This is a genomic window from Anaerococcus sp. Marseille-P3915 (assembly GCF_900258475.1).
Taxonomy (GTDB): Bacteria; Bacillota; Clostridia; order Tissierellales; family Peptoniphilaceae; genus Anaerococcus; species Anaerococcus kampingae.
The window spans coordinates 1,074,373-1,091,997 of the sequence record NZ_LT984887.1; the positions used below are offsets into that span (position 1 = coordinate 1,074,373).

Annotated in this window: 9 protein-coding genes and 1 other annotated feature; of the genes, 5 read left to right on the forward strand and 4 right to left on the reverse strand. The window is 35.6% G+C overall.

Annotated features, from left to right (window positions below; translation table 11 throughout):
* Window positions 1–422 precede the first annotated feature (422 nt).
* Entirely contained in the window at window positions 423–968 is a 546-nt protein-coding gene (gene hpf, locus C8269_RS05305; RefSeq protein ID WP_106460700.1) for a ribosome hibernation-promoting factor, HPF/YfiA family, read from the reverse strand.
* A 104-nt stretch (window positions 969–1,072) separates the two neighbouring features.
* Here hpf and C8269_RS05310 point away from each other — a divergent pair, with 104 nt between their 5' ends.
* The 4 genes from C8269_RS05310 to C8269_RS05325 all read left to right on the forward strand — a co-directional run bounded on the left by C8269_RS05310 (window position 1,073) and on the right by C8269_RS05325 (window position 6,070).
* Complete coding sequence (locus C8269_RS05310; protein ID WP_106460701.1) at window positions 1,073–2,995, forward strand: alpha/beta hydrolase family protein; 1,923 nt, start codon at window positions 1,073–1,075, stop codon at window positions 2,993–2,995.
* Window positions 2,976–3,953, forward strand: a complete 978-nt coding sequence (locus C8269_RS05315; protein WP_106460702.1) for a YihY/virulence factor BrkB family protein — start codon at window positions 2,976–2,978, stop codon at window positions 3,951–3,953. Before C8269_RS05310 ends, C8269_RS05315 begins: the two co-directional genes overlap by 20 nt.
* A complete protein-coding gene (locus C8269_RS05320; protein WP_106460703.1) occupies window positions 3,943–4,476 on the forward strand; it encodes a 5-formyltetrahydrofolate cyclo-ligase in 534 nt (177 codons plus the stop codon). The genes C8269_RS05315 and C8269_RS05320 overlap by 11 nt, the downstream gene beginning before the upstream one ends.
* A gap of 100 nt (window positions 4,477–4,576) precedes the next feature.
* Window positions 4,577–4,812: a binding site (T-box leader), on the forward strand.
* Window positions 4,813–4,918: 106 nt separating this feature from the next.
* The gene (locus C8269_RS05325; protein ID WP_106460704.1) at window positions 4,919–6,070 is read left to right on the forward strand and encodes a 5-methyltetrahydropteroyltriglutamate--homocysteine methyltransferase; all 1,152 of its coding nucleotides are present in this window, start codon (window positions 4,919–4,921) and stop codon (window positions 6,068–6,070) included.
* 211 nt (window positions 6,071–6,281) lie between these two features.
* Here the strand turns inward: C8269_RS05325 and C8269_RS05330 are convergent, their stop codons facing one another.
* The 3 genes from C8269_RS05330 to serS all read right to left on the reverse strand — a co-directional run bounded on the left by C8269_RS05330 (window position 6,282) and on the right by serS (window position 15,411).
* Complete coding sequence (locus C8269_RS05330; RefSeq protein WP_106460705.1) at window positions 6,282–7,841, reverse strand: IS1182 family transposase; 1,560 nt, start codon at window positions 7,839–7,841, stop codon at window positions 6,282–6,284.
* Between the two features lie 86 nt (window positions 7,842–7,927).
* A complete protein-coding gene (locus C8269_RS05335) occupies window positions 7,928–13,906 on the reverse strand; it encodes an InlB B-repeat-containing protein (protein WP_106460706.1) in 5,979 nt (1,992 codons plus the stop codon).
* Window positions 13,907–14,121: 215 nt separating this feature from the next.
* Complete coding sequence (gene serS, locus C8269_RS05340; protein WP_106460707.1) at window positions 14,122–15,411, reverse strand: serine--tRNA ligase; 1,290 nt, start codon at window positions 15,409–15,411, stop codon at window positions 14,122–14,124.
* 338 nt (window positions 15,412–15,749) lie between these two features.
* Here serS and C8269_RS05345 point away from each other — a divergent pair, with 338 nt between their 5' ends.
* On the forward strand, window positions 15,750–17,624 hold the full coding sequence (locus C8269_RS05345; protein ID WP_106460708.1) for an acyltransferase family protein: 1,875 nt from the start codon (window positions 15,750–15,752) through the stop codon (window positions 17,622–17,624).
* Window position 17,625 lies beyond the last annotated feature (1 nt).

Genomic DNA, 17,625 nt, shown 5'->3' on the forward strand with positions numbered 1-17,625 from the left:
TTTTTCACCTTCCAATTCTTTACTTATCCTACCCTTATTATACAAAATTTCAATCATTGCTAAGCTTTAAGTCTGTAAATATATCCCATCTTTATTTGATGAAAATACCTTGTAAATTTTCCGTAAAATAAATAATAATTATTATAGTCCACCATTTATTATATAGGCTTAATTTACATTATTCAATAGGAGTTTATAATAATATGGGGCTGTTGCAAAACTATGAATAACTATCGTCCCATCGCTAGAGGAAAGCCCGTCGGCTCTTTGAGACTCTTGTGAGAAATTTTTGGCCTAGCCTGCCGGCTCGTGGAGGCAAAATTTTTCACAAGGTTCCTCTGGCGATTTGGGACGATTTATTCATTCTGCAACAGCCCCATTTTTTATATATGTTATAAATAAATCTCAAAGATTTATAAAAATCATTTAGTTGGTACTATCATACCATAGTCGCCCTTTCTTCTCTTGTAGACGACTCTAATTTCCATATCACTAGCATCTTGGTAAACAAAGAAATTATGATTCAATAGTTCCATTTGAAGGATAGCTTCCTCAGCACTCATTGGTTTGACAGGAATAGATTTTTCTCTAGCAATTTTGATTTCTTCTTCATCTTGTTTTTCTTCGTCAGATTCATATAAATCTAATGCCTCAAATTTGATTGATTCTCCTGTCTTCCTATCTCTTTGTAGTCTTGTCTTATGCTTTCTGATTTGTCTAACTAAGGCATCTATAACCCTATCGATAGCATTTTGGTAAGACTGATCTGCTGCTTCTGCACGAAGGATTGTGCCATTGTCTAAAAATACAGTAGCCTCCACCTCAAAATCTACACCTTCCTTAGCAAATTTCAAATCAAGCTCTTCTTCTTCGTGGAAGTATTTATCTAACCTATCAAATTTTTTCTCAGATTCTCTTGTGATGTCATCTGTTAGATTAAAATTCTTAGCTTTGATATTTAGTTTCATAATAACCTCCTATTGTCTTTTTATTTATATACCCACAAACCTTTTCCTCTAATCTTTTTTTTATTTTATCGTATAATATAAATATAATTTACAAAGGAGAATTTATGACTGAAATAAAAGATATTTTAAGCTACGACTTTCTTTCAGAATTAGTAGTTTCTAATGATGGCAAAAAAATCGCCTATAAAAAAACTAAAGCAAATGAAAAAGACAATAAATACGACACAGATCTTTTCGTCTATGATAAGAAATTAGAAAAATCATACAGGCTAACAGATTCTGGAGCTAATCCTATTTGTAGCTTTAATAAAGAAAATAATTTAATCTATAAAAGATATACAGATGATAAAACTGATAGCTTCTACATCTCAGATGGGGCTGGTCTTGGAGAAGAACTCTTTAAGCTAGATCTTGATGTCAAATCTATCAAATGGCTAAGAGATGACATTTTCCTAATTTCTGCAAGCAAGAAAAAATCAAAAGAAGAAAAGGAGACAGATAAGGAAAATTCATACTTCAAAGAACTAACCACCCTTCCTTTCTGGTTTAATGGAGTAGGTTTCTTAAAAGATTCCACCACCTATTATTATCTTTACAAGCTTTCTGATAAGTCTCTTACAGAAATTTTAAAATCTGATAAAGATAATAGCGTAGGCATCCTTGATATAGATGACAATATTGAAAAAATCGTCTATACAAGAAATCATGAAGATTCAAATAGGGTCATGGAGTTTCTTGATTCTATAATTCTAAAAGATTTAAAAACCGGCGAGGAAAAAATTCTAAGCGAGAAATCTCACTCAATTTATACAATCAAATTTTTAGAAAATGAAATAGTTTTTGTAGGAAGCGATTTAAAATCAGGTGGAATAAATGAGGACTGCTTCATTTACAAAATAGATGGTGAAGGAAAAATCTCAAAAATAAATGACGATGATTTTGACAAGTCCTTTGGCAATTCCATAGGAACTGACGCCAGATTTGGGGCAGCTAAGACCTTCCAAGTCAAAAATAATAGGCTATACTTTGTATTAACAGAAAAGGAAGAATCCAAGCTTTATTCTATAAACTTAAAAGGAGACCTCCGTTTAGAACTTGATGGTTGTGTAGAAGATTTCTCTGTTACAGATGATGATATATATTATCTAGAAATGGCAAAAGATAGCCTAGCTGAACTTAAAGAAAAATCTACTGGCAAAAGCTTGGTTGAAAATAAAATCAAAAGCCCTGTCTACCCTATAGAAGAATTTAAATTTGAATCTAATGGTGACAACCTAAAAGGCTATGTCCTCTTGCCAAAGGACTTTGATAAAAATAAAAAATACCCATGCCTACTTTCTGTTCACGGCGGACCAAAGACAGAATTTTCTGACATCTTCCACCACGAACACCAGACCTTTGCCTCAAATGGCTATATAGTAATCTATACCAACCCACACGGCTCAAGCGGAAATGGGGTCAAATATTCAGACATAAGAGGTAAATATGGAGATATCGATTTTTCTGATCTTATGAATTTTACAGACCTTGCCATAGAAAAATATCCACAAATAGATCCTGACAGAATGGCTATTTACGGCGGATCCTATGGTGGTTTTATGACCAACTGGGCAATAGGACACACAGATAGGTTTAAGGCAGCTTGTGCCCAAAGGTCAATTTCAAACTGGACCAGCTTTTATGGGGTAAGTGATATCGGCTATTATTTTGCAACAGACCAAACTGCATCAAACCCATACGATAGCCTTGATAAAATGTGGGACCAATCCCCAATCAAATACGCTGATAAGGTAAAAACCCCAACCCTCTTTATCCATTCAGACGAAGACTACCGCTGCCCACTAGAGCAGGGCCTACAGATGTATAATAGGATAAAACTAAATGGAGTAGATACAAAGATGTTCCTATTCCATGGAGAAAACCACGAACTATCCAGATCTGGCAAGCCAAAGGCAAGGATTAAAAGGCTTACAGAAATTAAAAACTGGTTCGATAGGTATTTAAAAGATGAAGATATCAAAGAGTAAAAGTAAAGATTTTATAAAAAATCTAATAAATAGGCTCAAAGAACACGATATAATGACCTACTCGGCAGCCCTTTCCTTTTATTTCCTGCAAGCCTCCATCCCATTGATGATGGTAGTAGTGCAGGCAATATCAACCTTTCTAAAGGGCAATGAGACAGTCATTTATCAATTTTTGGACCTATTTCCAAAGACAAGTGCAGATTTAATCCTAAGAGCCCTAAATATAATAATTGAATCTAGCCAATCTGCAGCAGTCACTACCCTAACAGTGATTTTCGCCCTATGGTCAGCCACAAGTGGTGTAAATAAACTAATCATGGCCATAAACCACGCTTACGGCCTAAGTCATCAGTCAAAGGCCATCAAGCAAAGACTAATGAGTATTGTCTTTACAGTAGTATTTATTGTATTTATAATGTTTCTCTTAATCTTTCAAATTTATGGACCGCAAATTTTAAATATTTTAGACCACAAAATAATTGGTACAATAAGTAATTTCTTTGGCAGTGATGTGGAGGCAATCATTGAGTTTCTATCATCGCCAATCTTTACCATCCTAACCCTAGCTGTCCCATTATTTTTGATGTCAGCAGCCCTTGGCATATTTTATAAGTATGCCCCAGGTAATTCAGAAAATAGGATACCATTTAAGCAAGCCCTTGCAGGTGGTGCCTTTACAACCATAGCAGTCTATGTAACAAGCTTTGCCTATGCATTTTTTACAAATAATTATTCAAATAAATCCCTAATCTATGGGGCCCTTTCTGGAATCCTCGCCCTCTTTATCTGGCTACTAATTGTATCAGCCCTGCTCATTGTGGGAGCCGAAGTCATAGCAGCCTTTAGGGAAGGCTATAGAGACGAATATTTTGCCAAAGATTTAAATGAAGAGGATGATAAGGAAAGTGTTATAGACAAGGCCTTTGAAGCAATAAAGGAAAAAATACATGAAAAGTGAGTTCAGAAGATTTTTCCTAAATCTCAGACGAGAAATGGATGAAGAATATATAAAAAATATATCAGATAAGATTTGTGAAAATCTCCTTAAATCTGACATTTATAAGGATAGCCAGACAATCTTTGTCTATGTATCCATGGCAAAAGAAGTGGAAACAAGAAATCTAATAAAAAAAGCTCTGGCAGATGGCAAAGATATCTATGTGCCAAAAATCATAGATAGACAAATAAAGGCTTGTAAATTAAATGACCTAGATGATCTAGAGCTTGGTCTTTTTGGTATACCTACAAGTAGGGATAATGAATTTATAGAAAATCCAGACCTAACCATCACCCCTGGCCTATCTTTTGATGAGGAAAAAAATAGGCTCGGCTATGGTGGCGGATATTATGACAAGTTTTTCGCCAAAAATAAAACAATAAAAGCTGGACTTATGATTTCAGATTTTCTATCCATAAAGCTTCCGATAGAAAATACTGATGTCAAAGTAGATTTTATAATCACAGAAGAAAAAATTTACTAGATCAATTCCCTAATTATCAAGCTTTATTTCATACTTGCTAAGATTTTGTTAAAAATATATTTGACAGAATAAAAAAAACTATGTATAATCGAAACATAGAAAATAGACTATGAGAAGAAAAGTAGATTTAGTCAAGCACACCTAGAGAGACTACGTGTGGTGAAAGTAGTTTGGCAAGATTAGATTGAAAATGGCCTTTGAGTTTCTTATCCGATATTTAAGATAAGACGGATTCGCCCGTTATAGCGATAGGGTATGCTAGTACCCGATGAGTTATTAATTGTGAAATTAATTTGAAATTAAGGTGGTAACACGTGGCAAAGCCTCGTCCTTTACAGGACGGGGCTTTTTTTATTACGCATTACCTACATGGAATATTTTCTAAGGCGCCTAAAGTTAGAATGTAACAAAAATTAGAAAATTATTAAAAGAGGTATAAAAAATGTCAGAAAGATTTTTAATTGTAGGATCATTACTTAGAAACGAAGAATTACTAAAATATAAAAGAGAAATAGAAAAAAGAGATGATATATCATATCCTTTCTACGATGACTTTGAAGGATATAAGGAATGTGAAGATAAGGCTGTAGAAGAAGTAGTAGAAAAACAAATCGCAGCAGGCCTTACAGAAGTAACAGATGGTGAATATTCTAAATCCCTATGGCATCTAGACTTTGTTTGGGGACTTAAAGGCGTAGAAAGATATATCAGAGAAAGCGGATATTTCTTTGAAGAAAAAGATTGTTGCAGCAAATTTGAAACCAGACGTGATATAGGCCTTAGATTTGTAGGCAAACTATCAGGCAAAAACCACCCATTCATAGACCATTTCAAAAGACTAAAGAAAATTGTAAATGGCAGGGCAGCCATCAAACAATGCATCCCTTCCCCATCTCACATCTTTGGTGAAGCTATTGGATTTGGATTTTTAGAAGACTCTTATTATAAATCAGAAGCAGACTTTGAAGCTGACCTCATCCAATCCTACAAAGAATTTTTGGATGATTTTAAAGCCGCAGGTGGTGAAATTGTCCAATTTGACGATTGCCTATGGGAACAATTTGCAGATGAGGCTGAAAATGCTCAATTTGATGGCAAGGCAAGAAATGAGAAAAACCTAGCCCTAGCAGAAAAGTATATAGCCATAAACAACGAAGTCATCGACTATGGTCACAAGCTGGGACTTAAGGTCTACACCCACAACTGCAGAGGCAACTACGCATCTCGCCACTTCACAGATGGTTCTTATGATTCAATAGCAAATCTCTTCTTAAAGAAACAAAACTACGATAGGTTCTACCTAGAATGGGATGATGAAAGAGCAGGCAGCCTAGAAAGCCTCAATGCCCTAAAAGATAAGGACTGCGAGATCGTCCTAGGCTTCTTATCATCAAAGACAAACATCCTAGATGATGAAGAAAGATGTCTAAAACTCCTAGAAGAAGCCAGCCAGATAATAGACAAAGACAGACTCTACCTCTCCCACCAATGCGGTTTTGCATCATGCGATAATGGTAACGAACTAAGCGAACAAGAACAATGGGATAAAATTGCCCAAGGCCAAGAAATCGCCGCAAAATTCTGGAGCAAGTAAAATCACTCCTTACTTATTAAATCTCTCCTTGTTATATAAAGAAGGTGATGTTGCAGAATAGGTAAATCTATTCTGCGCATTGCTTTTTTTATTATATATCTGTATCAAGCCATTAATTTTTATAGAAGTTTTTAAGTTGAGAATGAATTTTTCCACATTTTTATTAAAAATAGGCTCACTTAATAGAGCTTATGAAATTAATATTTTTTTCTTAAGCAGCTTTGTATTTTATGATGTTTAAATCTTTATTTTCTATTTTTGATGACAGTTTATTTAAGTTTAGTGCTATTGATAAGAGGCATATTTCACTTATTATATTTTCTTTTCCTCTATGGTGGAATCTGTTGTAGTTTAAGCCTGACTTTATTTTGGAAAATGCTCCTTCGGCTTGGATTGATCTATTTAATCTTTCTTCTATTCCTTGGTCAGATATTATGTTTTCTAATGATTCTTTCCTATATTTTTGGAAGGTTTCTGCTATGTAGATTCCTTTAGTTTTTTGACCATCTTTGTTCCAATCAAAACACCTATAGACCTTTGTAGTTGTTATATATCCACTTTTTCTTTTATTGTATCTGTCCTTGCATCTTATGAATTCTTTGCCTTCTTGTGATATATATTTGTCTTGACTTTCATCATAGATTAGACTTCCCTTAAATTCTTGCTCTTTTTTATATTTTCGTGTTTTTGATTGCTCATAGTTTGATGGTTTTATGTACGATGTTAGCTTATTTTCTTCTAGATATACATAGTTTTCTTCACTTTCATATCCTGCATCTGCTACTATTTTGTCTAGTTTGTTTGGATAGTTTTCTTGTAGTTTTTTTAAGAATGGTTTTAGGGTGTACATATCGTTTGTATGGTGGGATATATTTTCACCTATGATGAAACCTGATGCGCTTGCAAGCTGAATGTTGTAGGCTGGCTTTAGTTGACCATTTCTCATGTGGTCTTCTTTCATTCTCATGAAGGTTGCGTCATGGTCTGTTTTTGAGTAGGAGTTTCTGTAATCTCCCATTATTTCTAGGTGTTCTTGATAAGTTTCTAACTTATTTTTCCAATCTTTTAGTTGTTCATAGTCTCGTTGGAGTTGATGTTTTCTTTTTCCTTGACCATGTACGAAGTTTATTTTCTTTTCTTTACATTTTTTACTTACTTGATTAAATACTATCTTTACTACTTCTAATACTAACGATGAGCTTAGGTCTTTATTTAAATTTAAGTGTTTTATTATTCTAATTCTTAGTTTTTCTTGCCATTTTTCTATGCTTCCTCTCCAGACAAAGCTGTATCTGTTAGCATAGGCTTCTATTTTCGTTCCATCTATGTAAATGCTTGATAGGTCTATTTGCTTTTCTTTTATTAATATTTGGACTATTTGCTTTAATAGGTTGGGTGCTAGTTTTACTATTTTTTGTCTGAACCTATTTATGGTAGAGTGATCTGGCGGATTTTGTCCGTCTAGTAAATATTTTATTCTTAGATCATATTTGCATGATTTTTCTATTTCCCTTGATGAGAATATTCCTTCTGAATAGCAGAATATTACTATCTCTAGCATGGTTACTGGATTTACAGTAGGTTTCCTTCCAAATGATGAGTAGACTTTTTTTAGTTCTGTTAGGTCTATCCTTTCAATTATATTTTTTACTATCCTTAGTTTTATATCATCTTGGATGTATATTTCTGTGTTAAAGTTTAATTTTAATTGAATTGTATCACCAACTAGTGTAAGATTAGTTAATGATGATGTATTTGTAACGGTTTTCATAAATACATTGTATCAGAAAAAGACGAGGATTTCACTTTCCTCGTCTTTTTCTATGTTAGGACTTTTGCAACAGCCCCTTTCTTTACCTAATTTTCTTCTTTTTTTCTACTAATATATAAGGCACCTGTTGATCCTACTAGAGTACATACAATACCAGCTACTGATTCTACACCTGTTTTGACGTTAGGTCTGTTAGTTTTTGGTATTTTTATAGAATTATTAGCCTTATTTTTCTTTCCATCTAGCTTAGAGCTTTCCTCTTTAAGCTTAGGATCTTCTGCTTTAGTCTCAGATGGATCATTTGCTTTTGTCTTATCTGGATCTTTTGTACCTGGATTATCAGGATTTTTCTCCTCTGGAAGCTTAGATTCATCAGAAGATGGAGTCTTTGGACTAATTTCTTCAGGACTTTCAGGAATATTAGGTTTATCCTCAGGTGTACCTGGGGTTGGTGTTATTTCTCCTGGTGTTGTGCCACCTGGGGTTCCTGGTTGATCTGGAGTTGTTCCTCCTGGAGTAGTGCCGCCTGGGGTTGTGCCTGGTTTATCGTCTGGTTTATCTCCTGGTTTATCGCCTGGTTTATCGCCTGGTTTGTCGCCTGGTTTATCGCCTGGTTTGTCACCTGGTTTATCGCCTGGTTTGTCACCTGGTTTATCGCCTATTTTGTCACCTGGTTTGTCACCTGGTTTGTCACCTGGTTTGTCACCTGGTTTATCGCCTGGTTTGTCACCTGGTTTATCGCCTGGTTTGTCGCCTGGTTTGTCACCTGGTTTATCGCCTGGTTTATCGCCTGGTTTGTCGCCTGGTTTATCGCCTGGTTTGTCGCCTGCTTCATTGCCTTTCCAAACAGCTGTTAATGTGACATTTCCTGTGATGTCTATTTCACTTCCTGCAGCCTTAAGGTCTGTACCATCTCCTACTTTCCAGCCTGCAAACTCTTTGCCTTTTTCTGCTTCAAATGTTGGATTTGGTAGTTTATATTTTCCTTTTGGAACTGTTTGATCTGGCATTGTACCTGTTGCACCAGCTTCTGTTTTGAAACTTACAGTGTAATTTCCTACTGGTGGGGTTTCAGGTGTTTTATCTTTCCAGATGGCTGTGATTACTGTGTCTTTGTCCACAGTTATTTCTGAGTTTGGAGATAATTTTTCTCCATTTACTTCCCATGTATCAAATTGTTTATTTTTTGGAGCAGTGAATCCATTGGATAGGAGTTTATAGGTTGAACCTTTTTTAAGTTCATCACCTGTCATTGTTCCAGATCCACCATTAGCGTCATAGCTTACTTTAACTGTTTCTGTAGCTTCACCTTTCCAAACTGCAGTTAGGGTGACATCTCCTGTGATATCTATTTCACTTCCTGCAGCCTTAAGGTCTGTACCATCTCCTACTTTCCAGCCTGCAAATTCTTTGCCTTTTTCTGCTGTGAATGTTGGCTTAGGAAGAGTGTATTTTCCTTTTGGTACTGTTTGATCTGGCATTTCACCTGTTGCACCAGCTTCTGTTTTGAAACTTACTGTGTAATTTTCTACTGGTGGGGTTTCAGGTGTTTTATTTTTCCAGATGGCTGTGATTACGGTATCTCCGTTTAATTTTATTGTGTCGCCTGCTTTTTTAGTTTCTCCATTTACTTCCCAGTGACTAAATTCTTGGGTATCATCTGGAGATTTAAAAGCATTTGGTAATACTGTGTAGTCTGAGCCTTTGTCTTGGGTGGAGCCTGTCATTTCACCAGAACCACCGTTTTTATCGTAGCTTACGTTGACTTGGATCTTTTTCCAGATGGCTTTGATTACAGTATCTTTATCTAATTTGATTTTTGTTCCAGCAGGAACTTCTTTTCCATTTACTTCCCATGCTTTAAATTCTTGGGTGTCATCTGGGGCCTTAAATGTATTTTCTAAGATTACATAGTCTGAACCTTTGTCTTGGGTGGAGCCTGTCATTTCTCCAGAACCACCGTTTTTATCGTAGCTTACGTTGACTTGGATCTTTTTCCAAATGGCTTTGATTACGGTATCTTTATCTAATTTGATTTTTGTTCCAGCAGGCACTTCTTTTCCATTTACTTCCCATGCTTTAAATTCTTGGGTGTCATCTGGGGCCTTAAATGTATTTTCTAAGATTACATAGTCTGAACCTTTGTCTTGGGTGGAGCCTGTCATTTCTCCAGAACCACCGTTTTTATCGTAGCTTACGTTGACTTGGATCTTTTTCCAAATGGCTTTGATTACGGTATCTTTATCTAATTTGATTTTTGTTCCAGCAGGCACTTCTTTGCCATTTACTTCCCATGCTTTAAATTCTTGGGTGTCATCTGGAGCTTTGAAAGCATTTGGTAATACTGTGTAGCCTGATCCTTTGTCTACTTCAGCTCCTGTCATATCACCACTTCCACCGTTAGCGTTGTAGCTTACTTTTACTTTGATTTTTTTCCAAATGGCTTTGATTTCGGTGTCTTTGTCAATTTTAATTGCTTTGTTTGCTTCAACTTTTTTATCGTCTATTTCCCAATGACTGAATTCTTGGGTGTCATCTGGTGCGGTGAATTTATTTTCTAGTACTGTATAGTCTGAACCCTTATCTACTTTTTTGCCATCCATAGTTCCTGAACCACCGTTAGAATCGTAAGTTACGTTGACTTGGATCTTTTTCCAAATGGCTTTGATTACGGTGTCTTTGTCTATTTTTATCGCTTTATTTGCTTCAACTTTTTTATCGTCTATTTCCCAATGACTGAATTCTTGGGTGTCATCTGGTGCGGTGAATTTATTTTCTAGTACTGTATAGTCTGAACCCTTATCTACTTTTTTGCCATCCATAGTTCCTGAACCACCGTTAGAATCGTAAGTTACGTTGACTTGGATCTTTTTCCAAATGGCTTTGATTACGGTGTCTTTGTCTATTTTTATCGCTTTATTTGCTTCAACTTTTTTATCGTCTATTTCCCAATGACTGAATTCTTGGGTGTCATCTGGTGCGGTGAATTTATTTTCTAGTACTGTATAATCTGAACCCTTGTCTACTTTTTTACTCTCCATGCTACCGCTTCCCTTGTTGGCGTCGTAGCTTACGTTAACTTGGATATTTTTCCATGTAGCGATTAGGATTACATCACCTGAGATTTTATCTATTTTATCTTTAGCTTTTTTAAGTCCTTCTTGACCTTCAATTTTCCAGCCTGCGAATTCTTTATTCTTATCTGGTGTAAATGTAGGTTTTGGAATTACATATTCATCACCTTTTTTGACAGTTACTGGGTCCATTGATCCGGTGGCGCCTTCTTCTGTTTGGAATGTTACCTTGAATTCTATTGGTTTCCAGATGGCTTTGATTACTTTGTCGCCGTCTACTGGTATTTCTTTATCTGGATTTAAAACATCTGGTCCATCACCTATCATCCATCCAGAAAATTTTTGGTTTTCGTTTGGCGGATTGAAGGTATCACCTTTTGGTAATTTATATTTTTCACCAATCTTTTTGATTACTACCTTATCATCACCCTTACCACCATTTGGTATAACAGTTACCTTATAGGTTTTTGTGGCTGTTGCTGTGAAGATATTATTATCAGCAGTGGCTATGAAGTTGTCTCCATTATTTTTGTCTTTCCATACTGGTTCAATATAGGTGTCTTGTGTAGTAACATTTATAGATTCAACAACTGATGAATTGATGTTTGGCAGTTTATATTCTTTTAGATTTGTTCCTGGTTTTACCTTGTATTTTGAGTAAGATATTGGGTTTTCTTTATTTCCTTCAATTGCTCCACCACCAGTATTATCTACCTTTGTGCCTTCGCCTAGCTTAAATTCTACCTCTAACGCATAAGTAGGAGTCTTATCTCTAGTTATACTAGTAACATGGTTACTTACGTATAGATATTGATTGTCTACTATTAATTCTGATCCATCATCAAATTTCACAGAAATTTTACCAACAAAATCTCCTTCTTTTTCAGTATTTCTTTTTTTATCGGTTGCATCAGTTATTGTTGCACCTTCTAAAAGTTTATTTATTCTTTCTTTATTTTCATCTTTTTTAACTTCTATACCTTTTGACCATTCAATATCTTCTCCAACCCATTTTCTGATTTCTACTGGGTCAAGGCCGCCTAGTTCTGTGACTTGGTCGGCTTTGGTTTTTGTTATTCTCTGTGTAGCTTTCTCTGATTCTTTTTTTTCAGAATTATCAACATATTCTCCATTATCTTTAACAAAAGCTATTACATCAGTATCATTTTTGATCTTTAATTTATCTATTGTTATAAGACCTGTATTTGAATCAATATTAGCAAATTCGCTACCTGATTCAATAGACCATTTTTTTGTATCTAAATCTTGTTTAGCTACGATTGTCTTTTCTTGGCCATCTGTGCCTGTGTAGGTTACGGTATGCTCGATTATATCTGTGTCAGCTGGATTAGTGATTGGATTGACCGTGATGGATTTTTTGTCATCAGATTCTTTTATAGTTGGTGAATCTGGTCCAAGGTTTTTTACAAGGTCTTTGGCTAGGATTGTTACTGTTGGTACAGCTCCATCATTTAACTTATATGAACCATCTTCATTTTTTTCCGGAACAAATTTATAATCATTATTCGGGTCCCAAGTACCTGCTACATCATTACCACTAAATATCTTGGCATTGCCGTTCTCATCTATTTGTATAACTGCTGGTACTCCATCCCAGTCTCCAGTTCCGTTTGGTAATTTAGATACGCCATTTACTGTATATGCTTTTCTTATGGCATCATCAATTGCTTTTTTGTCATCACCAGTTAATTTTCTAGGGTCTTTAACTTCTGTCTTTTCAGGTATAACTGGTTTAACAGTAGTACTAGAACAAGATTTAAATTTATTTTTTTCTTTTACTGTAACACCGACTACTTGATCAAGTTTTAAGTCAGGGTTTGGAATTGTATACGTGAATTCTCCTGTTGTACCATCTACAGTTGCATCTACTGGATTGGATGTGTCTTTATCAACTAAACACTTACCTTCATCACAATAGCTACCTTTGACCGCATCGCTAAGTTTAAGAAGTAATTGAACTTTTATGCCGTCAAATGGTCCCTCGCCTGCTAGTTGTCCCTTAATTACATTGTCTACAATTGTAATACTGCCAAGAGTAGCTCCTCTTGAATAATCTGTAACTTGTTTTATTTTTAAGTTTGGAGCTTCAACTTGACCTGATGTTGATCCGTCTCTATAAGTTACTTCATAGTAGGCATGATCAGTACCGTCAATAGAAAACTTAACTGATTTAATATCGCCGGCTATTGCAGTGTTTGCATCTTTAAACTTTTGAACAGCTTCTGCTTGTTCATCAGCGTTAACTTGGTTGGATGAGGTTTGTTCTATCCAAATTTCGCCTGTCGGCATTTTTAGCTTGTCTTCATTTTGTTTTGCAAGTGATTTCATCGCATTGGCAGTTGTCTCTGGTGAGTTTTGTCCATCAAACTCTTGATAAACAGTAACCGTATCTCCTTCTGCAATTGTAACTCCATCAGGTAAGTTTACACTCCAAGTTGTTCCACTTGTAGGTGTAACGGATACAGTGGCTTTCTTATTCCCACTACTATCCTTTAATGTTACATGAACTGTTCCTCTTGCATTCTTGCCATTAATTTTACCTCTGTGTACATTTCCTCCAGAGATAGTTTTTGTTCCGATAAATGCTTTTGTAACTGTCGGTGCTTCTATACCTGCTGTTACTGGATCGCCTACTAGTTCAGGACCTATTTCAAGTTCGTTTACATCTTGGGTTTCTAGGCCATCAAGGTCTGTTTTCTTGGCCTCATCATCAACTAATGGTAGTGGTTTATCAGAGGTCTCATCGCTATCTAGAACCTCATCACTAGCCTCATCTTCCATAGCTGATAAGTTTGAGTCTATTTGGCTAATGTCAAGATCTTCTGCATGAGCCACAGGCATCGCCATTACTAGTCCTAGCATACAAGATACTAGGCCTATGGATAGTTTCCTGGTGGCGTATATTGGTTTTTTGTTTATGTTTTGGGCCTTTCTTTCTAGGAGGATTTTGGCCTTTTGATACTTTTTCATAATACTTTTTGCCTTTCTTTTTTAATACATATTATGCACACATTCTTATTCTCATCTTACCCTTTTATGTTTTTTTAGCAAGCTGTAACCCTTGACTTTTACAAATTTATAAAGGTTTTTTTCTTATCATGTTTAAGAGTTTTTTGATATATTTTGCTCATATTTTTCTAAAGTTAAAAGCACCCAGGCGAAGGGTGCTTTTATATTGCAAAAGTTTATTTAACTGTTGGTTCGATTTTGTCTTTGCCGCCCATGTACATTTGTAGTGGGGCTGGGATTTTTACGCTTCCGTCTGCTTGAAGTAGGTTTTCTAAGAAAGCTATTAGCATTCTAGGTGGGGCTACTACTGTGTTGTTTAGGGTGTGGGCAAAGTAGTTGCCATCTTCTCCCCTTAGTCTGATGCCTAGTCTTCTGGCTTGGGCATCGCCTAGGTTTGAGCATGATCCTACTTCAAAGTATTTTTCTTGGCGTGGGCTCCATGCCTCAACGTCGCATGATTTTACTTTTAGGTCTGCTAGGTCACCTGAACAGCATTCGAGTGTCCTTACTGGGATTTCTAGGCTTCTGAAGAAGTCTACTGTGTTTTTCCATAGTTCATCATAGAAGGTTTTTGAGTCTTCTGGCTTACAGATTATTACCATTTCTTGTTTTTCGAATTGGTGGATACGGTATACACCACGTTCTTCGATGCCGTGGGCTCCTACTTCTTTTCTAAAGCATGGAGAGTAAGAGGTCATCTTTAGTGGCATTTTTTCTTCTTCTGTTATTGTGTTTATAAATTTACCTATCATTGAGTGTTCGCTTGTTCCGATTAGGTAGAGGTCTTCGCCTTCTATCTTATACATCATATCTTCCATTTCAGAAAAGCTCATTACTCCTGTTACTACATCTGATCTTATCATAAATGGTGGGATGTAGTAGGTATAGCCCCTATCTATCATGAAGTCTCTTGCATAAGATAGGATTGCTGAGTGAAGTCTAGCTATGTCTCCTCTTAGGTAATAGAAGCCTGCACCTGATGTATTTCTAGATGCATCTAGGTCTATTCCTTCAAAGGATTCCATGATATCGATGTGGTATGGCACTTCAAAGTCAGGTACTAGAGGTTCTCCAAATCTTTCTATTTCGACATTTTCTGTATCATCCTTGCCTAGTGGTACTGTTTCGTCGATTATTTGTGGGATGATTTGCATTCTTTTTTTGACTTCTTCATTGAGTTTTGCTGTTTCTTCCTCAATATGTACTAGCTGGTCGTTTATTTCTACTACATGGGCCTTGGTTCTTTCGGCTTCTTCCTTTTTGCCTTGGCCCATAAGTGCGCCTATTTCCTTAGATGTTTTGTTTCTTTCGCTTCTTAGTCTATCACCTTCGGTCTTATAGGAACGTAGTTTTTCGTCAAGCTCTAGGACTTCGTCTACTAGGACTAGTTTTTCATCTTGGAATTTCTTTTTGATGTTTTCTTTTACAAGTTCTGGATTTTCTCTTAATAATTTAATATCTATCATTTCTACTCCTTAAAATAAAGCATAAAAAAAGCCTCCCCCCAATTGGGACGAAGGTCTCGTGGTGCCACCCAAATTACACAAGCATAGCTTGCCTTAATTTCTATTTGCTCAAAGACGGATTCAATAATTCATGCAAGAGATTTCCACCAACCATCTCCTCTCTATGTGCACTCCATACCTACTACTTCTTTTCATCGCAATATTTAATTACTAATAATATACATTATAATTTAAAAAATGCAAGATGATAAGGATTTTAAAAATCATCTTTATATAAAATTAATAAAGAATTCACAATTTTATAAATATATAAGGGTATAATAATTTTACTATGGAGAATGAATGTGAAAGAATTAACTAAACGAAGAAGAAAATATTATTATTTAAGTATCTTAAGAGCTTTTGCTCTTATAGCAGTGTCTACCTATCACCTTTTTGCCCACGCCTTCCCTGGAGGATTTCTGGCTGTGATTGGATTTTTGTCCATGTCGGGTTTTCTGATGGAGATGACTAATGATAGGTTCCTAAGCCTTGAGGATATCTTGGCAAGTATTAAAAATAGAATAAAAAATATTTTGCCGCCAATCATTTTTGTGATGGCTATAAGTTTGCTTATTAGTTTGATTTTTGCCAGGGAAATCTTTGATGATTCTGCAAAATCGAGCCTTGCTACGACCTTTTGCTTTGAAAATATCAGGCAAATCATTGCTGGAGCTTCATATTTTGATAGAAATGGTAATTTCAACCTTTTCATCCATCTTTGGTACATATCGATTTATGTCCAATTTATCCTTATATTTTACCTACTAAAATTTATTGGCAGAAAGATAAATTCTGATTCGATTAAGCTTATCTTGCTTAGTATACTAACTATCGGATCTATTGGACTTTCTTATTATTTGGCTAATAAGAATGTACCGATTATTAGAATTTATTATGGAACTGATACCAGGATCTATGCATTTTTCTTGGGGATGATTTTCTATCTACTTTATAAAAATTATGGAAGATATATGGAAATTTCAAAGCTAAGCCTAAAAATAATTGTGGGCGTGCTTGGGATTTTGTTATTTGTACCGATGTTTTTTATAAATGGTGAAGATATAAATATCTACAAGACATTTTTCCTAATCTATACCCTAGCTTTTAACCTTTTGATATTTTTTATCTTTAAGCTAGAAAATAGCCTAGATAAGAGGGAGAGAAAGCTTGGCTGGGGCGGATCTATTTTGGTCTTTATAGGATCTAGGAGCCTACATTATTATATTTTGCAATATATAATCCAGGTTTTCTTCTCCTACTTCCTTATAAATATTTTTGATAATAAGATTATTTATTACGGCCTACAAATTGCCTGGATAATTTTCTTAGGAGAAATATCTCATGCAATCTTTTCTAGGAAAAAACTTAACAAATACCTAGTTATCATCCCTTTTGTAAGCCTTATTATCTTTAATATAATTTCACTTGCTATAGGCAATAAGAAAGAACAAGAAATGGCTGAGCTTAAGGCTAGATTTGAGCAAAGTCAGGAGGAGATTAAAAAGCATAACGAGCTTCAAAAGAAGAAAAATACCGAAAAAGACCCTAAAGCTCTTCCTAAAGAAGATGAAAAAGATAAGGAAGTAAGCAAAGATAAAAAAGAAAGCAAGAAGGCTGATTCTAACGAAGATTTCAAGGAAAAGGCCTATGATGATTTTGATTTTACTGAAAATGAGCTAGCCTATGTGAAGGATGTCAGTGTGAGTGCTGTTGGCGATTCGGTTTTGATCAATATTGATAAGTACCTAAGAAACTACATGCCTAACCTCTACCTAGACGGCAAGGTTGGACGTGACATGCCTGAAGGACCTGGTATCTTGCAGGCCATAAAGAATAATGTCGGTCTTGGCGATATTGTCCTTATTTCTCTAGGATCCAATGGGTCTGCCAACCACAATGATATGCAGGCTATAATGGATATAGCTGATGGCAGGGATGTTTATTTTGTAAACACCAGCCACCTACAATCCTATATGGACAAGGTAAATAGCGACTTGGAAGCTTTTGTTAATGACAATCCAAAGGCCCACCTAATCGACTGGAGGTCTTATGTAAAAGATAGGCCAGAATTACTCGCTGTTGATAGGACTCACCCAAATGTAGAAGGTAGCCAGGCCTACGCTGACCTAGTTATTAGAAAAATCTTAAATGAAAATAAAGTAAGACCATAAT

Excerpts from the sequence above, each read along its gene's own strand:
- hpf (WP_106460700.1), bottom strand. The coding sequence starts at position 968 with ATGAAACTAAATATCAAAGCTAAGAATTTTAATCTAACAGATGACATC.
- C8269_RS05335 (WP_106460706.1), bottom strand. The coding sequence starts at position 13,906 with ATGAAAAAGTATCAAAAGGCCAAAATCCTCCTAGAAAGAAAGGCCCAA.
- C8269_RS05330 (WP_106460705.1), bottom strand. The coding sequence starts at position 7,841 with ATGAAAACCGTTACAAATACATCATCATTAACTAATCTTACACTAGTT.
- C8269_RS05315 (WP_106460702.1), top strand. The coding sequence starts at position 2,976 with ATGAAGATATCAAAGAGTAAAAGTAAAGATTTTATAAAAAATCTAATA.
- C8269_RS05345 (WP_106460708.1), top strand. The coding sequence starts at position 15,750 with ATGAATGTGAAAGAATTAACTAAACGAAGAAGAAAATATTATTATTTA.
- C8269_RS05320 (WP_106460703.1), top strand. The coding sequence starts at position 3,943 with ATGAAAAGTGAGTTCAGAAGATTTTTCCTAAATCTCAGACGAGAAATG.
- C8269_RS05325 (WP_106460704.1), top strand. The coding sequence starts at position 4,919 with ATGTCAGAAAGATTTTTAATTGTAGGATCATTACTTAGAAACGAAGAA.
- C8269_RS05310 (WP_106460701.1), top strand. The coding sequence starts at position 1,073 with ATGACTGAAATAAAAGATATTTTAAGCTACGACTTTCTTTCAGAATTA.
- serS (WP_106460707.1), bottom strand. The coding sequence starts at position 15,411 with ATGATAGATATTAAATTATTAAGAGAAAATCCAGAACTTGTAAAAGAA.